The sequence below is a fragment of the Ruminococcus sp. NATIVEDY160 genome (assembly GCF_045819885.1).
In the GTDB taxonomy this organism is placed as follows: Bacteria; Bacillota; Clostridia; order Oscillospirales; family Acutalibacteraceae; genus Ruminococcoides.
The window spans coordinates 1,824,581-1,844,037 of sequence record NZ_CP162391.1 but is presented as its reverse complement, the minus strand read 5'-3'; the positions used below and the strand labels follow the sequence as shown (position 1 = coordinate 1,844,037).

19 protein-coding genes are annotated in these 19,457 nt (G+C 54.4%); 3 read left to right on the top strand and 16 right to left on the bottom strand.

Translation table 11 applies throughout. The features are described 5' to 3' along the window. Positions 1-21: 21 nt before the first annotated feature. The 3 genes from tpiA to trmL all read right to left on the bottom strand — a co-directional run bounded on the left by tpiA (position 22) and on the right by trmL (position 2,715). Positions 22-789 (bottom strand): triose-phosphate isomerase, encoded by a 768-nt coding sequence (tpiA, locus tag AB1I49_RS09055; RefSeq protein WP_316609320.1) that lies wholly within the window; start codon positions 787-789, stop codon positions 22-24. A 76-nt stretch (positions 790-865) separates the two neighbouring features. After that, positions 866-2,074 carry a phosphoglycerate kinase gene (locus AB1I49_RS09050; protein WP_186834255.1) on the bottom strand — a complete coding sequence of 403 codons (1,209 nt, stop codon included), beginning with the start codon at positions 2,072-2,074 and terminating at the stop codon, positions 866-868. A gap of 122 nt (positions 2,075-2,196) precedes the next feature. Continuing rightward, positions 2,197-2,715 carry a tRNA (uridine(34)/cytosine(34)/5-carboxymethylaminomethyluridine(34)-2'-O)-methyltransferase TrmL gene (gene trmL, locus AB1I49_RS09045; protein ID WP_186834256.1) on the bottom strand — a complete coding sequence of 173 codons (519 nt, stop codon included), beginning with the start codon at positions 2,713-2,715 and terminating at the stop codon, positions 2,197-2,199. A gap of 93 nt (positions 2,716-2,808) precedes the next feature. Between trmL and AB1I49_RS09040 the strand changes: the two genes are divergently transcribed. Beyond that, entirely contained in the window at positions 2,809-2,988 is a 180-nt protein-coding gene (locus AB1I49_RS09040) for a hypothetical protein (RefSeq protein WP_186834257.1), read from the top strand. Positions 2,989-3,042: 54 nt separating this feature from the next. Here AB1I49_RS09040 and AB1I49_RS09035 read toward each other — a convergent pair whose 3' ends face one another. Together AB1I49_RS09035 and AB1I49_RS09030 are read right to left on the bottom strand one after the other, a co-directional pair. Beyond that, positions 3,043-4,476 (bottom strand): peptidoglycan DD-metalloendopeptidase family protein, encoded by a 1,434-nt coding sequence (locus tag AB1I49_RS09035; RefSeq protein WP_407720769.1) that lies wholly within the window; start codon positions 4,474-4,476, stop codon positions 3,043-3,045. A 274-nt stretch (positions 4,477-4,750) separates the two neighbouring features. Continuing rightward, positions 4,751-5,683 (bottom strand): glycoside hydrolase family 25 protein, encoded by a 933-nt coding sequence (locus AB1I49_RS09030; RefSeq protein ID WP_186834259.1) that lies wholly within the window; start codon positions 5,681-5,683, stop codon positions 4,751-4,753. A gap of 177 nt (positions 5,684-5,860) precedes the next feature. Here AB1I49_RS09030 and AB1I49_RS09025 point away from each other — a divergent pair, with 177 nt between their 5' ends. Together AB1I49_RS09025 and AB1I49_RS09020 are read left to right on the top strand one after the other, a co-directional pair. Further along, the gene (locus AB1I49_RS09025; RefSeq protein WP_316611706.1) at positions 5,861-6,349 is read left to right on the top strand and encodes a hypothetical protein; all 489 of its coding nucleotides are present in this window, start codon (positions 5,861-5,863) and stop codon (positions 6,347-6,349) included. Between the two features lie 66 nt (positions 6,350-6,415). Further along, on the top strand, positions 6,416-7,885 hold the full coding sequence (locus AB1I49_RS09020; protein WP_186834261.1) for a L,D-transpeptidase family protein: 1,470 nt from the start codon (positions 6,416-6,418) through the stop codon (positions 7,883-7,885). A gap of 46 nt (positions 7,886-7,931) precedes the next feature. Here the strand turns inward: AB1I49_RS09020 and AB1I49_RS09015 are convergent, their stop codons facing one another. From AB1I49_RS09015 to AB1I49_RS08965, 11 genes are all read right to left on the bottom strand, one after another. Continuing rightward, positions 7,932-9,203, bottom strand: a complete 1,272-nt coding sequence (locus tag AB1I49_RS09015) for a cation:proton antiporter (RefSeq protein WP_186834262.1) — start codon at positions 9,201-9,203, stop codon at positions 7,932-7,934. Positions 9,204-9,326: 123 nt separating this feature from the next. Next, positions 9,327-10,094 (bottom strand): polysaccharide deacetylase family protein, encoded by a 768-nt coding sequence (locus AB1I49_RS09010; RefSeq protein WP_186834263.1) that lies wholly within the window; start codon positions 10,092-10,094, stop codon positions 9,327-9,329. A gap of 51 nt (positions 10,095-10,145) precedes the next feature. Then, the gene (gene cysS, locus AB1I49_RS09005) at positions 10,146-11,552 is read right to left on the bottom strand and encodes a cysteine--tRNA ligase (protein ID WP_407720768.1); all 1,407 of its coding nucleotides are present in this window, start codon (positions 11,550-11,552) and stop codon (positions 10,146-10,148) included. 3 nt (positions 11,553-11,555) lie between these two features. Beyond that, on the bottom strand, positions 11,556-12,194 hold the full coding sequence (gene cysE / locus AB1I49_RS09000) for a serine O-acetyltransferase (RefSeq protein ID WP_186834265.1): 639 nt from the start codon (positions 12,192-12,194) through the stop codon (positions 11,556-11,558). Between the two features lie 15 nt (positions 12,195-12,209). After that, positions 12,210-12,812, bottom strand: coding sequence for a CDP-diacylglycerol--glycerol-3-phosphate 3-phosphatidyltransferase (gene pgsA, locus AB1I49_RS08995; RefSeq protein ID WP_186834266.1), 603 nt, complete (start codon positions 12,810-12,812; stop codon positions 12,210-12,212). Between the two features lie 13 nt (positions 12,813-12,825). Beyond that, positions 12,826-14,157 (bottom strand): 30S ribosomal protein S12 methylthiotransferase RimO, encoded by a 1,332-nt coding sequence (gene rimO, locus AB1I49_RS08990; RefSeq protein ID WP_407720767.1) that lies wholly within the window; start codon positions 14,155-14,157, stop codon positions 12,826-12,828. Between the two features lie 77 nt (positions 14,158-14,234). Then, on the bottom strand, positions 14,235-14,828 hold the full coding sequence (locus AB1I49_RS08985; protein WP_186834268.1) for a regulatory protein RecX: 594 nt from the start codon (positions 14,826-14,828) through the stop codon (positions 14,235-14,237). Next, complete coding sequence (gene recA, locus AB1I49_RS08980) at positions 14,828-15,970, bottom strand: recombinase RecA (protein WP_186834269.1); 1,143 nt, start codon at positions 15,968-15,970, stop codon at positions 14,828-14,830. Before recA ends, AB1I49_RS08985 begins: the two co-directional genes overlap by 1 nt. A gap of 122 nt (positions 15,971-16,092) precedes the next feature. After that, on the bottom strand, positions 16,093-16,920 hold the full coding sequence (gene prmC, locus AB1I49_RS08975; protein ID WP_407720765.1) for a peptide chain release factor N(5)-glutamine methyltransferase: 828 nt from the start codon (positions 16,918-16,920) through the stop codon (positions 16,093-16,095). Next, positions 16,914-17,912 carry a DUF1385 domain-containing protein gene (locus tag AB1I49_RS08970; protein WP_186834271.1) on the bottom strand — a complete coding sequence of 333 codons (999 nt, stop codon included), beginning with the start codon at positions 17,910-17,912 and terminating at the stop codon, positions 16,914-16,916. Before AB1I49_RS08970 ends, prmC begins: the two co-directional genes overlap by 7 nt. A gap of 54 nt (positions 17,913-17,966) precedes the next feature. Continuing rightward, positions 17,967-19,439, bottom strand: coding sequence for a sensor histidine kinase (locus AB1I49_RS08965; RefSeq protein ID WP_316609305.1), 1,473 nt, complete (start codon positions 19,437-19,439; stop codon positions 17,967-17,969). Positions 19,440-19,457: the final 18 nt, after the last annotated feature.

Here is a 19,457-nt window from a genome sequence, read left to right as displayed (position 1 = left end):
AAAGCCCCTTTCATTGTAAAATTATTTGCTTGCAGCCTTGACGATAGCAGCGAATTTCTCGGCAACGAGTGAAGCGCCGCCGATGAGACCGCCGTCAACGTTTGTCTTGGAGAGGAGCTCGTCGGCATTGCCGTCGTTCATGGAGCCGCCGTACTGGATAGTAACAGCGTCTGCAGCGTCCTGATTGTAGAGCTTGGCGAGCTGTGCTCTGATGAAGGCGCAAACCTCCTCAGCCTGATCGGCGGTAGCGGTCTTGCCTGTGCCGATAGCCCATACAGGCTCGTAAGCGATAACGACGTTCTTGAGTTCTTCCTCGGAAACGTCCCAGAGGTCAAGCTTGATTTGTCTTGCGATAACCTCCTCGGTGATGTCGCACTCGCGCTCCCAGAGGAGCTCGCCTACGCATACGATGGGCTTGAGGCCTGCAGCGAGAGCAGCCTTTGTTCTCTTGTTAACGGTTTCGTCGGTCTCGCCGAAGTACTGTCTGCGCTCGGAGTGGCCGAGAACAACGTACTCAACGCCGATTTCCTTGAGCATGCCTGTAGAGATCTCGCCTGTGAAAGCGCCGCTTGCAGCCCAGTGGCAGTTCTCGGCGCCGATCTTTACGTTAGTACCCGCGGTCGCCTCGATAGCAGCAGCAAGATCTACGTAGGGAACGCATGCGATAACCTCGCAGTCAGCGTCCTTTACGAGGGGAGTGATCTCGTTGAGAAGTGCGGTAGCCTCCTTGGGAGTCTTGTTCATTTTCCAGTTGCCCGCGATAATTGCTTTTCTCTTAGCTTTATCCATGTCAATCCGTTCCTTTCGTTTTAAAATGACGGGCGCACGCGTGAGTGCGCCCGATTGTTTTTTTATCTGACAGAGATTATTTGTCAGCGATAACAGCGATGCCGGGAAGGGTCTTGCCTTCGAGGTACTCGAGGGAAGCGCCGCCGCCGGTGGAGATGTGGCTCATCTTGTCAGCGAAGCCGAGCTGGATAACAGCCGCAGCGGAGTCGCCGCCGCCGATGATGGTAGTAGCGTCGGTCTCAGCGAGAGCCTTCGCAACAGCGATAGTACCTGCAGCGAGGGTGGGGTTCTCAAATACGCCCATGGGGCCGTTCCATACAACGGTCTTTGCGGACTTTACGGCGTCAGCGAAGAGAGCCTGAGTCTTTGTGCCGATGTCAAGACCCTGCATGTCAGCGGGAATGCTGTCAGCGTCAACGACCTGAACGTCGATGGGGCCGTCGATGGGGTTCGGGAACTCAGCCGCGATGGTGGTGTCGATGGGGAGAAGGAGCTTCTTGCCGAGCTGCTCAGCCTTGGCGATCATATCCTTGCAGTAGTCGAGCTTGCTGTCGTCAACGAGAGAGTTGCCGACCTCTTTGCCCTGAGCCTTGAGGAAGGTGTAAGCCATACCGCCGCCGATGATAAGTGTGTCGCACTTCTCGAGGAGGTTGGAGATAACGTTGAGCTTGTCCGCAACCTTAGCGCCGCCGAGGATAGCGACGAAGGGACGGACGGGAGTCTCAACAGCGTTGCCGAGGTAGTTGATTTCCTTCTGCATGAGGTAGCCTACAGCGGTGTCCTTGATGTGCTCGGTAACGCCCGCGGTGGAGCAGTGAGCGCGGTGAGCGGAGCCAAAGGCGTCCATTACGAATACGTCAGCGAGGGAAGCGAGCTCGGAGGAGAAGGGCTCGAGGTTCTTGGTTTCTTCTTTTCTGAAGCGGGTGTTCTGGAGAAGAACAACGTCGCCGTCCTTCATCTCAGCGACAGCCTTCTTGGCGTTCTCGCCGACAACCTCATCGTCGTTTGCGAAAACAACTTCCTGACCGAGGAGCTCGGAGAGGCGTACAGCTGCGGGAGCGAGAGAGAACTTCTCTTCGGGACCGTTCTTGGGCTTGCCGAGGTGCGAGCAGAGGATAACCTTGCCGCCGTCAGCAATTAATTTCTTGATGGTGGGGAGAGCTGCAACGATTCTGTTGTCGTTGGTGATCACGCCGTCCTTGAGGGGTACGTTGAAGTCAACGCGGACAAGAACCTTCTTGCCCTTTACATTGATATCATCAACGGATACTTTGTTAAGCTGCATAATTGTTCAATCCTTTCGGTTTTAGAGATTTGTAAAAAACTGTATTTTACATCAATCATATTATATTACATTTTCGGTTTTTTATCAATAGGTATTGGGCAATTTGTAGAAAAATTTCGTCCCTATCCCAGATTGTTTACGTCGCTCCAGCAGTGGCGGTGAAGCTCGCCTTTATTGAGCAGCTCGGGGTAGTCCCACTGCCTTAAAACCTCGTATGCGGCGATAGCGACGGAGTTCGAGAGGTTGAGGCTTCTCGCCTCGTCGATCATCGGGATCCTCAGTGTTTCGTTGGGGTGCTGCATCAGCAGGTGCTCGGGCAGACCGCGGGTTTCCTTGCCGAAGAGCAGGTAGCAGTTGTCGGGGTACTCGACGTCGCTGTGGCGGTGAGTGCCCTTTGTCGAGAAGAAAAAGTAATTTCCGCCCTTTGTTTTTTCAAAGAAATCGTTCAGGCTTTCGTAGTAGGTGATGTCGAGCAGGTGCCAGTAGTCGAGTCCCGCGCGTTTGAGCTTTCTGTCGTCGACGCGGAAGCCGAGCGGCTCCACGAGATGTAAGGACGCGCCGGTCGCGGCGCAGGTGCGCGCTATGTTGCCCGTGTTCTGGGGGATCTCAGGCTCCACGAGCACAAGGTTGAGCTTTGCCATGTCAAAATTTTCCTTTCAAATCAATTTACCATTCATATTGTAACTCTAAACGAGAATAATATCAATATCCGGGAAAAAAAGAGGTGAGAGCAAATGAACAAAAATACGATGAACGTCGTCAAGGGCGTGGCGATAGGCATGGCGGCGGGAATGGCTGTCGGCTACGTCGGCAAAAAAGCGGCTGACGACAACCCGAAGCTCAGAAAAAAAGCCAACCGCGCCTACAAGACGTTTGAGAATATTGTCGACACCGCGCAGTATATGTTCAAGTGATAAAAAACCGGCTCGGAACCCGAAAGGTTCTGAGCCGGATCAGTGAATAATTATTTAGCTTACATATCCGAGAGGGTCGACCTGAGTGCCGTCCACGCGGATCTCGAAGTGTACGTGCGGGCCTGTTGAGTTACCGGTGGAGCCGCAGTAGGCGATCGTGTCGCCCTGGCTTACGTAGTCGCCGGTGGAGCAGGCTACCTCGCACGCGTGAGCGTAAACGGTCATGTAGCCGTTGCCGTGATCGATCATGACGTAGTTGCCGTAGCCGCCGCCGTCGTTGCCTGCCCAGGTGACCTTGCCGCTGTCTGCCGCAACTATCGGCTGACCGTAGTCGCTGCCGCCTGCGATATCGATGCCCTGGTGCATTCTGCCCCAGCGCCACTCAAAGAGGCTGGAAACGCTGTGGGTGTGGGGGAAAGGCCAGATAAACTGTCCGGTGCCCTCGCCCGAAACGGCATTTTCCTTCTTGCCATGCTTGCAGCCGCGGATAAGCTCCTCGGTCACAGGCTCCTTCTTGCGCTCGGTGCTGATAACGTCGGCGCTCTCAAAAGCTCCGTCGATATATACAAGGCGGACGTTGATCTGCTCGGCGCCCTTTTCACCCTCGGTGACGACCTTCTCGTAATCGCTGTCCTCGTCCTCGTCGTAGGTGATGTCGGTTTCGTAGTCGATGTCGATATCGTAAGACCAGTCTGTTTCAAGTCTGACGCTGAGGTGGCTCTTGGCTTCCTCCATCAGCTCTGCAGCTGTCATGACATTGCTGTTGTCGAGAGCGTGTCTTTCAACCTTGACGTCGTTGACGTACTCGGTCGTAGTGGTGTCGTCGTAAGCGGCGCGGTAGTCAACAAGGTACTGAGCGAGAGCATTGTCAAGCTCGTCGCCCTCGTCGGTGGTGCCGATAAGCTCGCCGTCTACATAGAGCGACGCGAGAACGTTGTTGACGAACATATCGGGAGTGTTGAGGGAGTAGACAGCCTCGTCTGAGGTCGCTGCGGGAAGTGCAGCTGACGCCTTGGGACTCTCATTCTTCACGGGCTTAGGCGCGTCAAGAGCGCTCGCGACGGTTACGCAGGAGAGCATGATAGCCGTCAGACATGCCGCGACTGCGAGGATCGCCTTTTTCTTGACTGTCTTGTGCGCTTTAGGCTCAGCGGGAGCGCTGTGAGCGTAGGTCTTGCCGGCGGTCGCCTTCTTTAAGTACTTAAGGCTATCCATAGCTGAGCCGGAGGTCATGGGCACGCGTCTGCTTTGGGCGTACTGTCTGTCCAGGATAGTGCTCTGTACTCTGACGGGCTTTTTCGCAGCCGTTTTCTTTTTATTGGAAGTATTTTTGGCTTTAATGTTCTTGGCGCAGAGTGTCGCGGCTCTTTTAGCGAAGCGCACGGACTTCTGTGCGGTACTAAGGTTTTTGGTTTTCTTTGTAGTTTTCTTCTTGGAAACAGCCTCGATTTCGCCGAAACCGTCCAAGCCGATGAATTTCGTTTTCACAATAAATTCTCCTATCTAATTAACTGTTACAAAGCTGTAACAAACCAACAACCTTATTATAACAAAAAATTCATAAAATTCAATAAGAGAAATAAAAATCGTGATAATGTTCGGCGTTGTGCCAAATATTACCACGATATTTTAGTCATATGATACAATAATTCTCGAAACTAAATATACAAAGAGTTATTATTCTCTTTAGCAATAAACAGATTGTATATTCCGAAAAAGAAAAATCTGCTTACAAATTGCCGCAAATAGCGTACGCAGGCGCTTATTTAGCGTAGTCGGCTGTGCTCTTGAAGCTGATGTTGAGGTCAACGCTGCCATCGATGCCGTCGATGTGACCGGATTCCGAGTACTGCCACATCGAGAACTGATAGTAGAAGTCGGGCTTGTCCGCGTACTGAACCAGCCACAGCTCGTAGTCCTTGAGGCGCGAGAGGTCGTACTTGAAGTAGAACTCCCTGCTCGCGGAGTAAATCATCGGTATGTAGCCGAATGACTTGACCTTCTCGCAGAACGCGACGGCGCATTCGGTAGCCTGGGTCGAGGTGACCTTGTCGGTGCGCGCGTTGTCGTCCTTGACGATTTCCCAGTCGTAGGCGAGAGGATAGTCGAGCTGAATGTCGCCGAGTACCTGCTTTGCGTATTCCGCTTCTTCCTCGGCTTCGGCGTTTGTGGTCGCCTGAGAGTAGAAGTAAGCGCCGACCTTGATGCCTGCCGCCTTTGCGCCCTGAAGGTTCTCGGCAGCCTTGTCGTCGGCGTAAAGACCGCCTTCATCGCCGTAGCCTCTGCCGCCGAGACGGATCATCGCGAAGTCAACGCCGCTCTCCTTGACCTTAGCCCAGTCGATGCTGCCGCTGAACGAAGAAACGTCAATTCCCTCGTTGGACGCGGGTTGACCATTCTCGCTGTAGTACTTGAAGGTATTGTCTGCTGTAAACCCGTCGGCTTGCAGCTTGTTTACGGGAACGCCCTCGAGCTCGGTGATCCAGATATCGCCGAGGGTGTTGTCGGTTATGTGGATTTTTCCGCCTGTAGCCTTGACGGGGGAATCGGTCACGGGCTGGGTGGTTGCGGCTTCGGAAGCCGCGGAAGAATCAGCCGGAGCGCCTGAGGAGGCGGTGTTGTTTGAGCCGCAGCCGCACAGAACCGAGGCGGAAACCGTCAGAGCCGCGAGCGCGATAGTGATTATTTTCTTCATAATTCCATTTCCTTCTGAGATTATTTTGATGTAATACAATACTTATTTAATAATGATAACATAAAGTAAAACATCTGTAAACAAATATTTTATTAATTTGCTATTGAAATAATTACCGTTTTTCAGTATAATATTAGATAATGGGTTAATAACGTAAATTGAAGAGGAGGTGATTGAGTGAATAATCCGCAGCCTCGCGGTTACAGGAAAAAGAGCCGTGAGGAGCTTATAAGCGCTATTCAGGGATGCACATCACTCAGTCAGCTCTTCGCGCTGATTCAGCTTGAGGGTATCACCCTGCAGATGCACTCGCAGCCCGGAGCGTCCAACCTCGCGCCGCGCCGCCTGACTCCGCAGGACATTATCCGAAACAACGATACTCCGCTCGAGCGTCTTAAGGCAGAGGTGCTCAAGGCTATCGGCTACAAGCCGCCGAGATGGAAGCCCGAGGACCGTTCCCGCATTCTGGGGGCGATCGACAGCACTCAGACACTCAGCGAGCTGTTCGCGCTGATTCAGCGGGAGGGTATCTGCATTCAGATGCACTCACAGCCCGGAGCGTCCAACCTCACCCCGAGGATCCTCACACAAAAGGAGATAGAGGAGAGGGACACGCCGTTTGAGCGGCTGAAGGCGGAGGTCAGAAAAGCTGTCGCAGGACAGTGATTCCGACAGATTCTGCACAGAAAACATAGTAAGATAATCAAACCAACGAAAAGAGAGGAATCTGACATGAAAAAAACACGCAAGTTCTTAGCAGTCCTTCTCAGCGCGATGATTGCCGTTTCCGCGATTTCCGCGGTCAGCTTCTCAGCCGCCGAGGAAGATACGCAGGTTTCGGCTACACAGGCGGTGACGCAGGCTCCCACAGAGGCACCGACCGAGGCGCCTACGGAAGCCCCGACACAGGCACCGACCGAGGCTCCGACACAGGCACCTACCCAGGCGCCCACAACAGCGCCCGTTGTACAGGTCGGCGCGGTCAAGAACGTTGAAAAGACAAGCTTTGAGCCTGACTACATCACCCTCAAGTGGGACAAGGTACCCGGCGCGACAGGCTACAACGTCTACATCTGCAACAGAGATAACGGCACGACCTTCACAAAGGCTGCGACAGTTACCTCGAACACCGCGACTGTCAAGAAGCTCGCCCACACCACCCAGTACTGGTTCAGGGTTGCCGCCTACATCACCAAGGACGGCAAGACCTACGAGGGCGACGCCACACTGAAGAAAACCGCTACCCAGGCAGGCACCGTAACAGGCCTTGACATGGTTCGTTCTTCAAGTGTTATCCAGTTCGACTGGAACCGCAACTCCAAGGCAACCGGCTACAAGATCTACCGCGCATGCTCAAAGACCGACGCCGAGTACGTTCTCTACAAGACGATCACCGACAACAAGGTGACCTCGTTCAGCGACACGGACGTCGAGGACGGCAGAGCCTACTACTACAGCGTACGTCCCTACAGAATCCTCTACGGTGACGCGATATACCACGCTTATCACAAGACGATCAAGTTCATCTGCGGCATGTGCTCGCCGAGCACCAGCTCAACCAGCTTTGTATCCCGTGCGAACCTGAGCTGGAGACACAACAGATGGGCGACAGGCTACGACATCTACTACTCCACCGACCGCTACAAGAACTTCAAGTATCTCGACTCTACCACCGATAACTTCTTCAACACCGTACGTCTTACCCCTGGCACGAAGTACTACTTCCGCATTCAGCCCTACAAGCTCAACGGCCCGAGCAGAACAAAGGTTGTCGGCACATGGGGCGTTGAAGGCAGAACGATCACCAGCGGCGCTTACGGACAGAGCGTAGGCGGAACCTACGTCGAGATCAGCATCAAGCAGCAGTACATGTGGCTGTACATTGACCGCAAGCTCGTCTGCGAGACCGATGTTGTAACAGGTAACGACGACGGCTACTGCAACACTCCCACAGGCTATTTCAGCATCACCTCACGCGCGAGAAATACATACCTCAACGGCCCCGGATACTCGTCCTTCGTTAACTACTGGATGGGCTTCTACGGCGGCTGCGGTATCCACGACGCGAGCTGGCGTTCGTCCTACGGCGGAAACATCTACAAGGGCAACGGCTCACACGGCTGTGTAAACACTCCCTACAGCAAGGTTCAGAAGATTTACAACAACACAGGCTACGGCACACCCGTAATCGTATACGACTGATAATGCAAAAGGCATTTCACCGGTAAAGTGAAATGCCTTTTTTATTTTACTTTGAATTTCGCTTTGAAACCGAGCGGTCAATGCGCTGATAAACGGGCTTCATCGTCAGACCCTGAATAACGGTAGTGAAGAATACTATCGCGTACGTGCCTCCGAGGATAATGAAATATATATCCTCGCTGATCATTTCCCTTGTACTCATAGCGAGGGCGACAGAAAGGCCGCCTCTCAGACCGCCCCAAGTCAGCAGCCTGACAAAATTGAACTTGTCATATCCGTCGGGCAGCCTGCCCATAATCAGGGTCGACAGCGACAGGCTTCCTGAGCGTGCGATCAGGTTCGCTGCTATCGCGACGAGCGCCAGCAGGATAACGTGCTCCATCTGCATGATCCGCACAAAGCTGAAGCCGAGCATGATGTACAGTACCGAATTGAGCAGAGTGTCGAGCGTTTCCCAGAACGAGCCGAAACGCTCGGCTTTTTCTGTATCCTCCTGCGGACAGAATTTTGAGCGCAGCGCGGCGAATACGATACCGCATACCACCGAGGCGATGGCGCCCGAGAATCCGAAAAGCTCACACAGATAATATGAGAGCGCGACCGACAGCAGGCTGACAAATATTCCGAGGGTGTTGCTTTTTGTGAAGCGGTACAGCGGAAACAGCAAGAGCGTCGCGACTGCGCCGACAGCAACCGCTCCGAAAATCTGCGGAAGCATCACGCTGAAAAAGCCGCTTGATGAGGTTGCCGTCGCCAGCCCCGAGAAGCAGACGAACAGCGCTACACCCACGCCGTCGTTGAACAGCGATTCGCCCTCGATCAGGAAGGAGATGTTTTTCGGCAGTCCGAATTTGTTGAGGATACTTGTTGCCGCAATTGGGTCGGTCGGCGCGACAATGCTGCCGAACATCAGGCACATGGGCAGCGAGAGGTTAAGTCCCATTAAGTACGCCGCTCCGTAGAATAGCAGTCCGTAAAAGCATGCGCCGAGAAGCGTGCAGACAAATGCGAGCACCGTCACCTGACGCGCCTGCCGTTTGAAGTCCGAGAGCTTCAGATGACAAGACCCCGCGAACAGCATAAAACAGAGCACGCCGTCCATCAGGAACTTCTCGATATTGAAAACCTGTATTTTTCCCAGTATTTCCGCGGCGCTTGTCCCCGAGAAAACCGTTGCCGCGAGCAGAGCGGCCGCGCCGATAACAACCGAAAACAGCATGAGCGCGATCTCATAGGTCAGCTTTGTAACCTTTTCATTGAAAAAGCCCAGCAGGCATATCATTGCCAGCGCCAGAACAAAAATAAATAAAAAGCTCATTATCAGTCCACCCTTATCATTTTTATCACCTTTCATTATATAGGAAACTGCGGAAAAAATAAAGGGCATTCGGCAAAAAAATAACCGCCTATGCCGTAACACAGGCGGTCAGTTTTATATCATTTATTCCGACAGATGAAACTCACCCTGAACGTCGGTGTAATACTCACCCTCGGGAATCAGATCTTTGATAAGTACGATTTCATACCCCTTGTCTTTGATGCCCTCGATAATCGACGGCAGCGCGGCAGGGGTATTTTTCGCGCCGTTGTGCATGAGCACTATCGAGCCGTCGCACACCTTGTCTAGCACGGTCTTGCACATCTGCTCGGGGCTGGGATCCTTCCAGTCGAGCGAGTCGACGTCCCACTGAACGCAGTACATTCCGAGGCTTTTGACCGTCTTTACCACGTCGTTGTTGTAGTCGCCGTAGGGCGCTCTGAAAAGCGTAGGCGCGTGACCCGTAATGGCTTCGATCTTGTCGTTGCACTTCTGAATCTCGGCGGTCTCGTCGCCGATACTAAGCTGCGGCATGTGCGGATGCGTGTCGCTGTGGTTGCCGATATCGTGGCCGCGCGAGTAGATCTCCTTTACGTCGTCGGGAAAGTTGTCGACCCAGTCGCCTACGAGGAAAAACGTCGCCTTGACGCCCTCGTCGTCGAGAATATCGAGCAGCTGATTGGTTTCCTCGTCACCCCATGCCGCGTCGAACGAGATCGCGACCTGCTTGCTGTCGGACTGAACGCGGTAAATCGGCACCTCCTTCGGTTCGGAGGCGGTCTGAACCGCTTTTACGGTTGACGAAATCGCGACCGTTGCCGCAAGCGCGCCGATTATGAAGCAAAAACCCACCGAAGCCAGACTCCGCTTCGTCAGAATCAAACATTTCATGAAAAAACTCACCTTCCGCTAAATTATATGGAAGGTGAGTCCGTTATATTCTTACTTTTCGATTGACCAGCTCACGCCGTCCTTTGTGTCGAGCAGGACGACATGCATCTCCTTGAGCTTGTCGCGGATAGCGTCGGCGGTAGCCCAGTCCTTGGCGGCTCTCGCTTCGGCACGCTTTGCGATAAGCGCCTCGACCTCGGCGGTCAGAGAATCGTCGACGCCGTTGTCCTGAGTCTCGCCGGCTGTCAGCAGGTCGAGAGAGAGAACCTTGTCGAGCTCGCCGATGACATATCTCTTTGTCGCGCCGTTAGCGTCAGCCTTGAGCACATCGTAAAGACTTGTCAGTCCGAGCGAGGTGTTGAGGTCGTTGTCGAGCGCTTCCTTAAAGGACGCGATCAGCTCCTCTGCCTTTGCTGAGTCAACCTCGCCCTCGTCGGGAATAGCCGAGATGCGCTTTCTCAGCTTCTCATAGGCTGTCGCGGTGTTGTCAAGGCTCTCGTAGGTAAAGGTGAGTGGCTTGCGGTAGTGGCTCTGTAAGCAGAACATGCGGTAAACCACGGGATTGTAGCCCTTTTCCTCGAGGAGCGAAACGGTGAGGAAATCGCCCTTGGACTTACTCATCTTGCCGCGCGCGTCGAGCAGGTGGAGCACATGGAACCAGTAACCGCACCACTTGTGGCCGAGGAAGGACTCGGACTGTGCGATCTCGTTTGTGTGATGGGGGAAGGCGTTGTCGATACCGCCGCAGTGAATGTCGAGGTACTCGCCGTTGTGCTTGTAGCTGATGCAGGAGCACTCGATGTGCCAGCCGGGATATCCCAGACCCCACGGAGACTCCCATTTCAGCTCCTGTGAATCGAACTTCGACTTTGTGAACCAGAGTACAAAGTCGGTCTTGTTTCTCTTGTTCTCGTCCTCCTCAACGCTCTCGCGAACGCCGACAGCGAGGTCGTCCTCGTTCATATTGCCGAAAACGTAGTAGGTGTCGAGCTTCGAGGTGTCGAAGTAGACGTTGCCGCCCGCGATGTAGGCGTAGCCCTTCTCGAGCAGGACGGAAATCATATGGATAAACTCCTCGATACAGTTGGTTGCGGGCTCAACTACGTCGGGACGCTTGATATTGAGCTTCTCGCAGTCGGAGAAGAAAGCGTCGGTGTAGAACTTCGCGATTTCGAGGACAGTCTTGTGCTCGCGCTTTGCGCCCGCGATCATCTTGTCCTCGCCGGTGTCAGCGTCGCTCGAGAGGTGACCAACGTCGGTGATGTTCATAACGCGCTTTACGTCGTAGCCCGCGAAGCGCAGGTACTTCTCGAGCACGTCCTCCATAATGTAGGTGCGGAGGTTGCCGATGTGGGCGTAGTGGTAGACGGTGGGGCCGCAGGTGTACATATTGACCTTGTTGCCGTCGTGGGGAATGAATTCCTGCTTTGTCTGTCCGAGAGAGTTATATAAAATCATTGCTTACTCCTTGCTTTTCAATTCTTTGATTTCGTTTTGAAGAGTGTCTATCCGCTGCTCGAGTCTGCACAGAGCCTGAGCGACGGGGTCGGAAATGTGGATCTGGTCGAGCATTTCGCTTCGCACTCCGTTGACCTTGACGATTCTCGCGGGAACGCCGACCGCCGTAGAGTTCGGCGGAACCTCGCTGAGCACCACGGCGCCTGCCGCGATACGGGCATTGTCGCCTACCTTGAACGGACCGAGAACCTTCGCGCCCGAGCCGACGAGGACGTTGTTGCCCAATGTCGGGTGACGCTTGCCTGTTTCTTTACCGGTACCGCCGAGGGTGACGTTCTGGTAAATCGTGCAGTTGTCGCCGATAACGGTTGTTTCGCCGATAACGACGCCCATGCCGTGGTCGATAAACACACCCTTGCCGATCTGTGCGGCGGGGTGGATTTCAATTCCTGTTTTATGCCTGCTGCGCTGAGAGATCCAGCGCGCGATGAAGGGATGTCCGTGTTTCAGAAACCAGTGCGCGCGTCGGTGTGAGCGGATCGCCTTGAAGCCCGAGTAGAGGAACATGACCTCCCATTTGCTGCGGGCTGCAGGGTCGCGCTCGAGCACGGCGCTGATATCCGATTTTAGGGTTTCGAACAAAAAATCACATCCTGATTATTTTTCCGAGATAAAGTGCCTGTTCTGAGCGAGGTAAATCACGCCCGAGATAATGGCGAAAACGGTGGAGATCCAGATAAGCGCTTCGCCGCCCCAGAACAGCCAGCCGTTTGCTGCCGCGGTGAAATCCGCCGACTGAGCAATGCTTGACGGCAGCAGCATGAGGGTAATATCGTACGCCGCTCTGAACACGAGAATCGCGATGATCGCGATCATCTGGGTGACGGTCTTGACCTTGCCCCACATATTCGCGGCGATGACCTCGCCCTTTGCGGAGGCGATAAGCCTGATGGACGTTACGGCGAACTCGCGGAAGAGCACGATGATCACGGCGACGCAGTCGCACCAGCCGAGCTGAATGAAGCACAGCAGCGCCGAGAGCACGAGGATTTTGTCCGCGAGCGGGTCGGCGAACTTGCCGAAGTCGGTTATCAGGTTCATTTTGCGCGCGATTTTGCCGTCGAGCGTATCGGTGATGGAAGCCGCGATAAACAGCAGCAGCGCGATAATATTGTGAAAGGGGAAGGGGATAAGCAGCGCCGCCACGAAGAACGGCACAAGGATAATCCTTCCCAATGTCAGTTTATTCGGTAAATTCATAATCGTTACCTGTTCAGTCAATCATAGTTCCGACGGGGTCGCAGCCGAGGTAGTCGTCGATCATAACGCGCACGAATTCGCCTGCCTTGGGCTTTCTGTCGCCGCAGGTGAAGAATACGCTGCCGTCGACCTCGGGAGCGTCGGCGTAGCTTCTGCCGAAGAAGCACTCGGCGATTCTGTCAAAGCCCTCGCAGAGCACCTCGATCTCCCTGCCGATAAGGCTCTCACAGTATTCCGCCATGACGGTCTGCTGCTGTTCCATGATGATGTCGGCGCGGTTCTGCTTGATTTCGTCGTCGAGCTGGTCGGGAAATTCCGCGGCGGGAGTGTCCTCCTCCTGGGAGTAGGCAAAGCAGCCCAGACGCTCAAAGCGGATATCGTCGGCGAACTGCGCGAGCTGTTCAAACTGTTCCTCGCTCTCGCCCGGGAAGCCCGTGATGAAGGTCGTGCGGATAACAACGCCCGGGATCTTCTCCCTGAGCTTTTTGAGCAGAGCGGTAAGGCTCTCGCGGTCTCCGCGGCGGTTCATACGGCGCAGGATCTCTCCGTCGCAGTGCTGCAGAGGCAGGTCGATATATTTACAAATCTTATCCTCCTGCGCGATGACGTCGATCAGCTCGTCGGTCACGCGGTCGGGATAACAGTATAGTACTCGAATCCAGTGAAGCTCCCTGATTTTACACAGCTTTCTCAGCAGCTCAGGGAGCATGAGCTTGCCGTAGATGTCCTCGCCGTAGCGTGTGGTATCCTGAGCGATAACGTTCAGCTCTTTTACGCCGCTGTTTGCAAGCTGACGGGCTTCGGTGAGGATATCCTCCATTGTGCGGCTGCGGAAGCCACCGCGGATAAGCGGAATGGCACAGTAGGTACATCGGTTGTCGCAGCCGTCGGAAACCTTTATGTACGCGGTGTATTTCGGTGTGGACTGAATGCGTCCGCCGCTCAGCGGCAGCTCAAGCTTGTCGGGGAACAGCTCGGTTTTCTTGTTGTTCAGCGCGTTGAGCACAACGTCGGCGATGTTTGCGTTCGCGCCGATGCCGATAGCTGCGTCGACCTCGTAAAGCTGTTTTGTGATCTCGTTCTGGTATCTCTGCGCAAGGCAGCCCGTGACTATGATAGCCTTGATTTTGCCCTCGCGCTTGAGCGCGCCCAGCTCGATGATCTCGTCGATGCTCTCCTGCTTCGCGGATTCGATAAAGCCGCAGGTGTTGACGATCACAGCGTCAGCGTCGGCGGGGTCGTTCACGATCGTGAAGCCGCGTTCCTTTAAGTTGTAGAGAAGCATCTCGGCGTCGACCTGGTTTTTAGCGCAGCCGAGAGAAACAATGCCTGCCTTGTAATTCATATGCGTCAGTCCTCGATTTTAAGTTAAAAATGGAAAATTAAAAGTTGAAAATTTTTGGCGGGACACCCGCACCCGTATTAAAAAGACTCAATAACAGCCTTGATGTCCTCCCAGCCGTAGCCCAGCCTTTGAAGGGCGGCGACGGCGCGGCGGCGGATTTTTTCGTCATCGATTTTTGGGTATTTGCGTTCAATAACCGCCTGTATCTGTTCGCGCTCGTCGACTTCAATATCGTCGAGCACTTCGTCGATGATTTCGCTCTCAATGCCCTTGCGGCGCAGCTCCATCGCCGCGCCGCGCTTGGACATATGCTTTGTAAATATCAGTGTCTGCGCGCACCGTTCGGCATAGTCCCGGTCGTTCACAAGACCGAGCTCCTCCATGCGCTCAACCGCTTTCTCTGCGGATTGTCTGTCGCAGGTGCGGCTGATTTTGTCGCGCAGCTCCTTTTTGGAATGGCTGCGGTAGGAGATAAGCCACAGAGCCTTTTCCTTTGCGCGCCGCTCGTTGCTGCTCTCGATAAGGTCGTGCAGCTCCTCGTCGTCAAACTCTCTGCCAATGTCGATCCTGTGCTCAAGCAGGGTCTGGGTGTCGAGGCTGAGGGCGTATTCTCCGTCGATGTACACCGCGCTGAGTCCCTTGCGGCGGGGACGGATATCAGTGATTTTCATTATTCTTCAACCATGATGTCAATATTGACGGGCTTTGTGGAAGCCGCCTTCTTCGAAGCGGGCTTCTGCTCGGGCTTTTCTTCCTCAGCCTTGGGAGCTTCCGTTGCCGCTGCTGCCGCTGCCTTAGCCTTCGCTCTGGGCGAGGTCTTTGCGTAGAGCTTGTCGATATTCTCCCACAGCTCGGTTTCGATCTGCTTAGCGAGCTCGGGGTCGTTTCTGAACAGCTCCTTGACCTTGTCGCGGCCCTGTCCGAGACGCTGGGTCTTGTAGCTGAACCACGCGCCTGCCTTCTGTACGACCTCGGCCTCGACCGCCATATCGAGCAGCTCGCCCTCGCGCGAAATGCCCTCGCCGTACATGATATCGAACTCCGCTACCTTGAAGGGCGGAGCGATTTTATTCTTTACGACCTTTGCCTTGGTGTGGTTGCCGATGATTTCGCCGTTGACCTTGATAGCCTCGCCCTTGCGGATCTCGATGCGGACGGAGCTGTAGAACTTGAGCGCGCGGCCACCTGTGGTGACCTCGGGGTTTCCGTAGACAACGCCGACCTTCTCGCGCAGCTGGTTGATGAAGATAGCCACGCAGTTGCTCTTGTTGATAGCGCCGGCGAGCTTTCTGAGCGCCTGGGACATAAGACGAGCGTGCAGACCTACGTGGCTGTCGCCCATCTCGCCCTCGATTTCAGCCTTGGGAACGAGAGCCGCTACGGAGTCGATTACGATAACGTCGATCGCGCCGCTTCGGATAAGTCCCTCGGCGATTTCGAGCGCGTCCTCGCCTGTGTCGGGCTGTGAAACGAGAAGCTCGTTGATGTTTACGCCCAAAGCCTCCGCGTATACGGGATCGAGCGCGTGCTCAACGTCGATAAACGCGACGTTGCCGCCGTTTTTCTGACCCTCAGCAATGCAGTGCAGCGAGAGGGTGGTTTTACCCGAGGACTCGGGCCCGTAGATCTCTACGATACGTCCTCTGGGAAGTCCGCCGATGCCGAGAGCGACGTCGAGGGAGAGGGAGCCTGTCGAGATGTGCTCAACGTTCATATGTGTATTTTCGCCGAGACGCATTACAGCGCCCTTGCCGAACTGCTTTTCAAGCTGCTTGATCGCGGTGTCAAGCGCGGTTTGTTTATCCATTGCCATTTTCATTTACCTCCGTGTCGTGGGTATCATTTCCTGTCTGAAACGTTTCGAGTATATTATACTGGAAAACGTGAGAAATTGCAATAAAAAGGGGTTAAAAAAATCGAACAAATTTTCTAAAATCAGAGCATTGTCCCAATTATTGCCCTATGCGTGCCGCCAAAATCCGTTTCTGTGCGGATATTTGTGAACCCGGCGCCCTCCATCATCGCTCTGACAGCGTCCGCCTGACCTTCGCCGAGCTCAAACGCGAGAGCACCGCCTGTTTTGAGCTTACTGCTCCAGTCGCGCACGATCGCTCTGTAGAAGTCGCAGCCGTCGTCGCCTCCGTCGAGAGCCATGGACGGTTCAAACTGAACCTCGGCTTGCAGGGTAGGCAGCTCGCGCGACGGAATATACGGTGGATTTGACACGATCAAATCGAAGCTGTTGTCTTTGAAGCGGGTGTGACAGGTCAGCACGTCGTCCTTGAGCGCGTCGATATTACTGTCTTTAATATTCTTTTCAAGAAAATAAAACGCTTTGTCACTCAGCTCGACCGCCGTGACATCAGCCTTTGCATAACGCTCTAGAGCCAGCGCGATAGCGCCGCTGCCCGAGCAGAGGTCAACGCACTTCGCGATATTTTTGTTTTTGAGGAAGTCAAGGCAGAGATTAAGCACGACCTCTGTGTCGTCGCGCGGAATCAGCACGCCTTCGCCGACCAGCAGCTCAATGCCACAGAAGCTCCAGCTGCCGAGAATATATTGCAGCGGCTCGTTTTTGAGCCGCCTTTTTATCATTTCATCAAGCTCGTCCTGCCTGTCGAACGCATCGCCGCCGTTGGCGAGTAGAGAGGCCCTGCCAAAGCCTGTAAGGTGTTCGAGCATGCACTGAGCCTCAAACGCCGCGTTCTCTATTCCGCCTTTTTCAAGCGCGGATTTGCAGGCGAGGTAGCTGTCCTTCAGCATCCGCAGTTGTTGACGATGTCGGAGCCGTCCTCGGGAATCACAGCCTTGATAGCCTCGATCGCGACTTCGATCATGCTGTCGTCGGGTTCCTTGGTGGTGATACGCTGCGCCCAAAGACCGGGTGCGGCGATAATTCTGGTGAACCAGTTGTCGTGCTTGCCGCAGAGCTTGATAAGCTCGTAGCCTATGCCGCAGGTCACGGGAATAAGCAAAATCTTGAATACGGGTCGCAGGAACGCGATACCGAAGGGGTTAGCGGGCACGAAAAGACCGATAACAATGCCGAGGATCAGCATGATGACCATGAAGCTGGTGCCGCAGCGAGGGTGGAAGCGCGTCTGTTTCTTTACGTTCGCGACGGTCAGCTCCTCCTCGTTTTCGTAGCAGAAAATCGTCTTGTGCTCTGCTCCGTGGTACATGAAGGTGCGCTTCATGTCGCTGAGCTGCGATACGATAATGATGTAGCCGAAGAAGAGGGTAATTTTCATCACGCCCTCAAAGACCGACTTCCAGAGGCGAACCATCTCGACGTTGCCGTCTGATTCGCGGAAGGCGGGAATGAAGTTGCCGCAGAGGTCAAAGAGGAAGGACGGCAGGAAGAAGAACAGTCCGATTGCGAGAGCCACGCCGAGGACTGAGGCAATTACCATCATCACCTTGACGAGCTTGTCGCCGAACTTTTCGTCGAGCCACTTCTCGAACTTGGATGGTTCTTCCTCGATCTCCGCGCTCTCGATCGCCTTATCGGCGGAGAGCATGAGGCTCTTGTAGCTCAGGCGCATGGAGTCGATAAGACCCGCGATGCCGCGGAAGAAGGGAATTTTGAAGAAGCTGCACTTTTCGGGAATGGTTGTGATGCTGATGTCCTCGCTGTAAATGCTGTCCTTGCCCGTGCGGACGCAGACTGTGCTTTTCTTGGGGCCGCGCATCATAATACCCTCAATAAGCGCGCTGCCGCCGATTGAGGTGATTTTCTTTGTTTTTTTAGACATATATACTCCTTTGTAAACGCGGCGCGATCCGTCCGTGCCGCGCTGTTAATCTGTTTAAAGCTTAATATTCTTCGTTTCCGCCATGTTCTCCGCGCCTTCCTTGTAGACAGGGAGTGTCAGGGTGACGGTGGTGCCTACTCCCTCGCCGCTCTCGATGTTGAGCGAGCCGTGGTGTAGGTTCATTATTTCGTCGGCGACGGCGAGTCCGATACCTGAGCCGCCTACCTTCTGATTAGCCTTGTAGAATTTCTCCTTGACTCTGGGCAGATCTTCGGCGGAGATTCCGCAGCCCGAGTCGGTGACGACGATTTTGATAACTTCGGGGTCGTCCTTGGTGTAGATGACCTGAGCCGCAACAACGCCGCCCTTTGGAGTGTACTTGAGCGCGTTGTCAAGCACATTGAGGAAAACCTGTCTGAGCCTGTTGCGGTCGCCGTAGACTGGCGGATAGTAGACGGTGTCGTCCTCGTCGTAGAGCAGGTGGATACCTTCCTCAGCGGCTCTGTCCTTGAGCATGTATACGGTTTCGTCAAACTCGGCGATAATGTCGATCTTTTCGTTGATGAGCACCATTCTGCCGCTCTGTATCCTGCCGAAGTCGAGCAGCTCCTCAACGATACCCGTCAGGCGCGAGCTTTCTTTGATGATAACGCCCATACCGCGGTCGAAGGTGCGGCGGTCGAGCGTGCCGCGCTCGCTGAGCTGCATGGTTTCCGCCCAGCCCTTGATAGCCGTCAGCGGTGTGCGAAGCTCGTGAGAAACGCGAGAAATAAAGTCGTTTTTCATCTGCTCGGTGGTCTGCAGATCCTTCGCCATGTCGCTTACCGCGTCGCAGAGGTCGCCGATCTCGTCGTCGTACTTGTGCTCGATTTTTTCGGAGGCGGAGAAGTCACCCTGCGCGATCTGGGCAGCCGCCTCGCTAAGACGGCGGATAGGCTTTACGATCGAACGGATAAACAGCAATCCCGAGAAAATGACCATCGCGAGCATGACAATGCCGAGCGCGACGATGATCGCGTCGACGATCAGGATCCTGCTGTTTATCGGTTCCATCGAAACTATGTAACGCACCGCGCCGACTACAACGCCGCTCTCGGTGCTGATAATGCGTGTCTCGCTCATTGCGGGCTCGCCCGAAGCTAGCCTTCCGCTCCAGTAAGCGTACCCGTCGGGGCTTTTCTTCGCGTCGCCGAAGTCCTTCATTTCTTCCGACTCCGAGGGAATAAAGCCCGTCGAGGTCAGGACGATCCTGCCGGAGGAGTTGATCGCCATTACGCCCATGCGTTCCTTCTGATCGAAGTTCTCGACGTAATCGCAGGCGAGTGCGGTGAATTCGGACGCGCTGTCGGCGGTGTAGCCCGGAAAAACAAGGCTGAGCTCGTTGCAGGCGGAGTTGAGGCTCTGTTCAACGCTGTTCTGAAAGACGTAGGTGACGACAAAAATGAGGCTGACAACGATAAGGACAATGATGGTGAAAATTACACTCAGGGTATTGAGCATCCATCGTTTTGTAATTCCGTGAAACACAGCTGTCAGCCTCCTTTC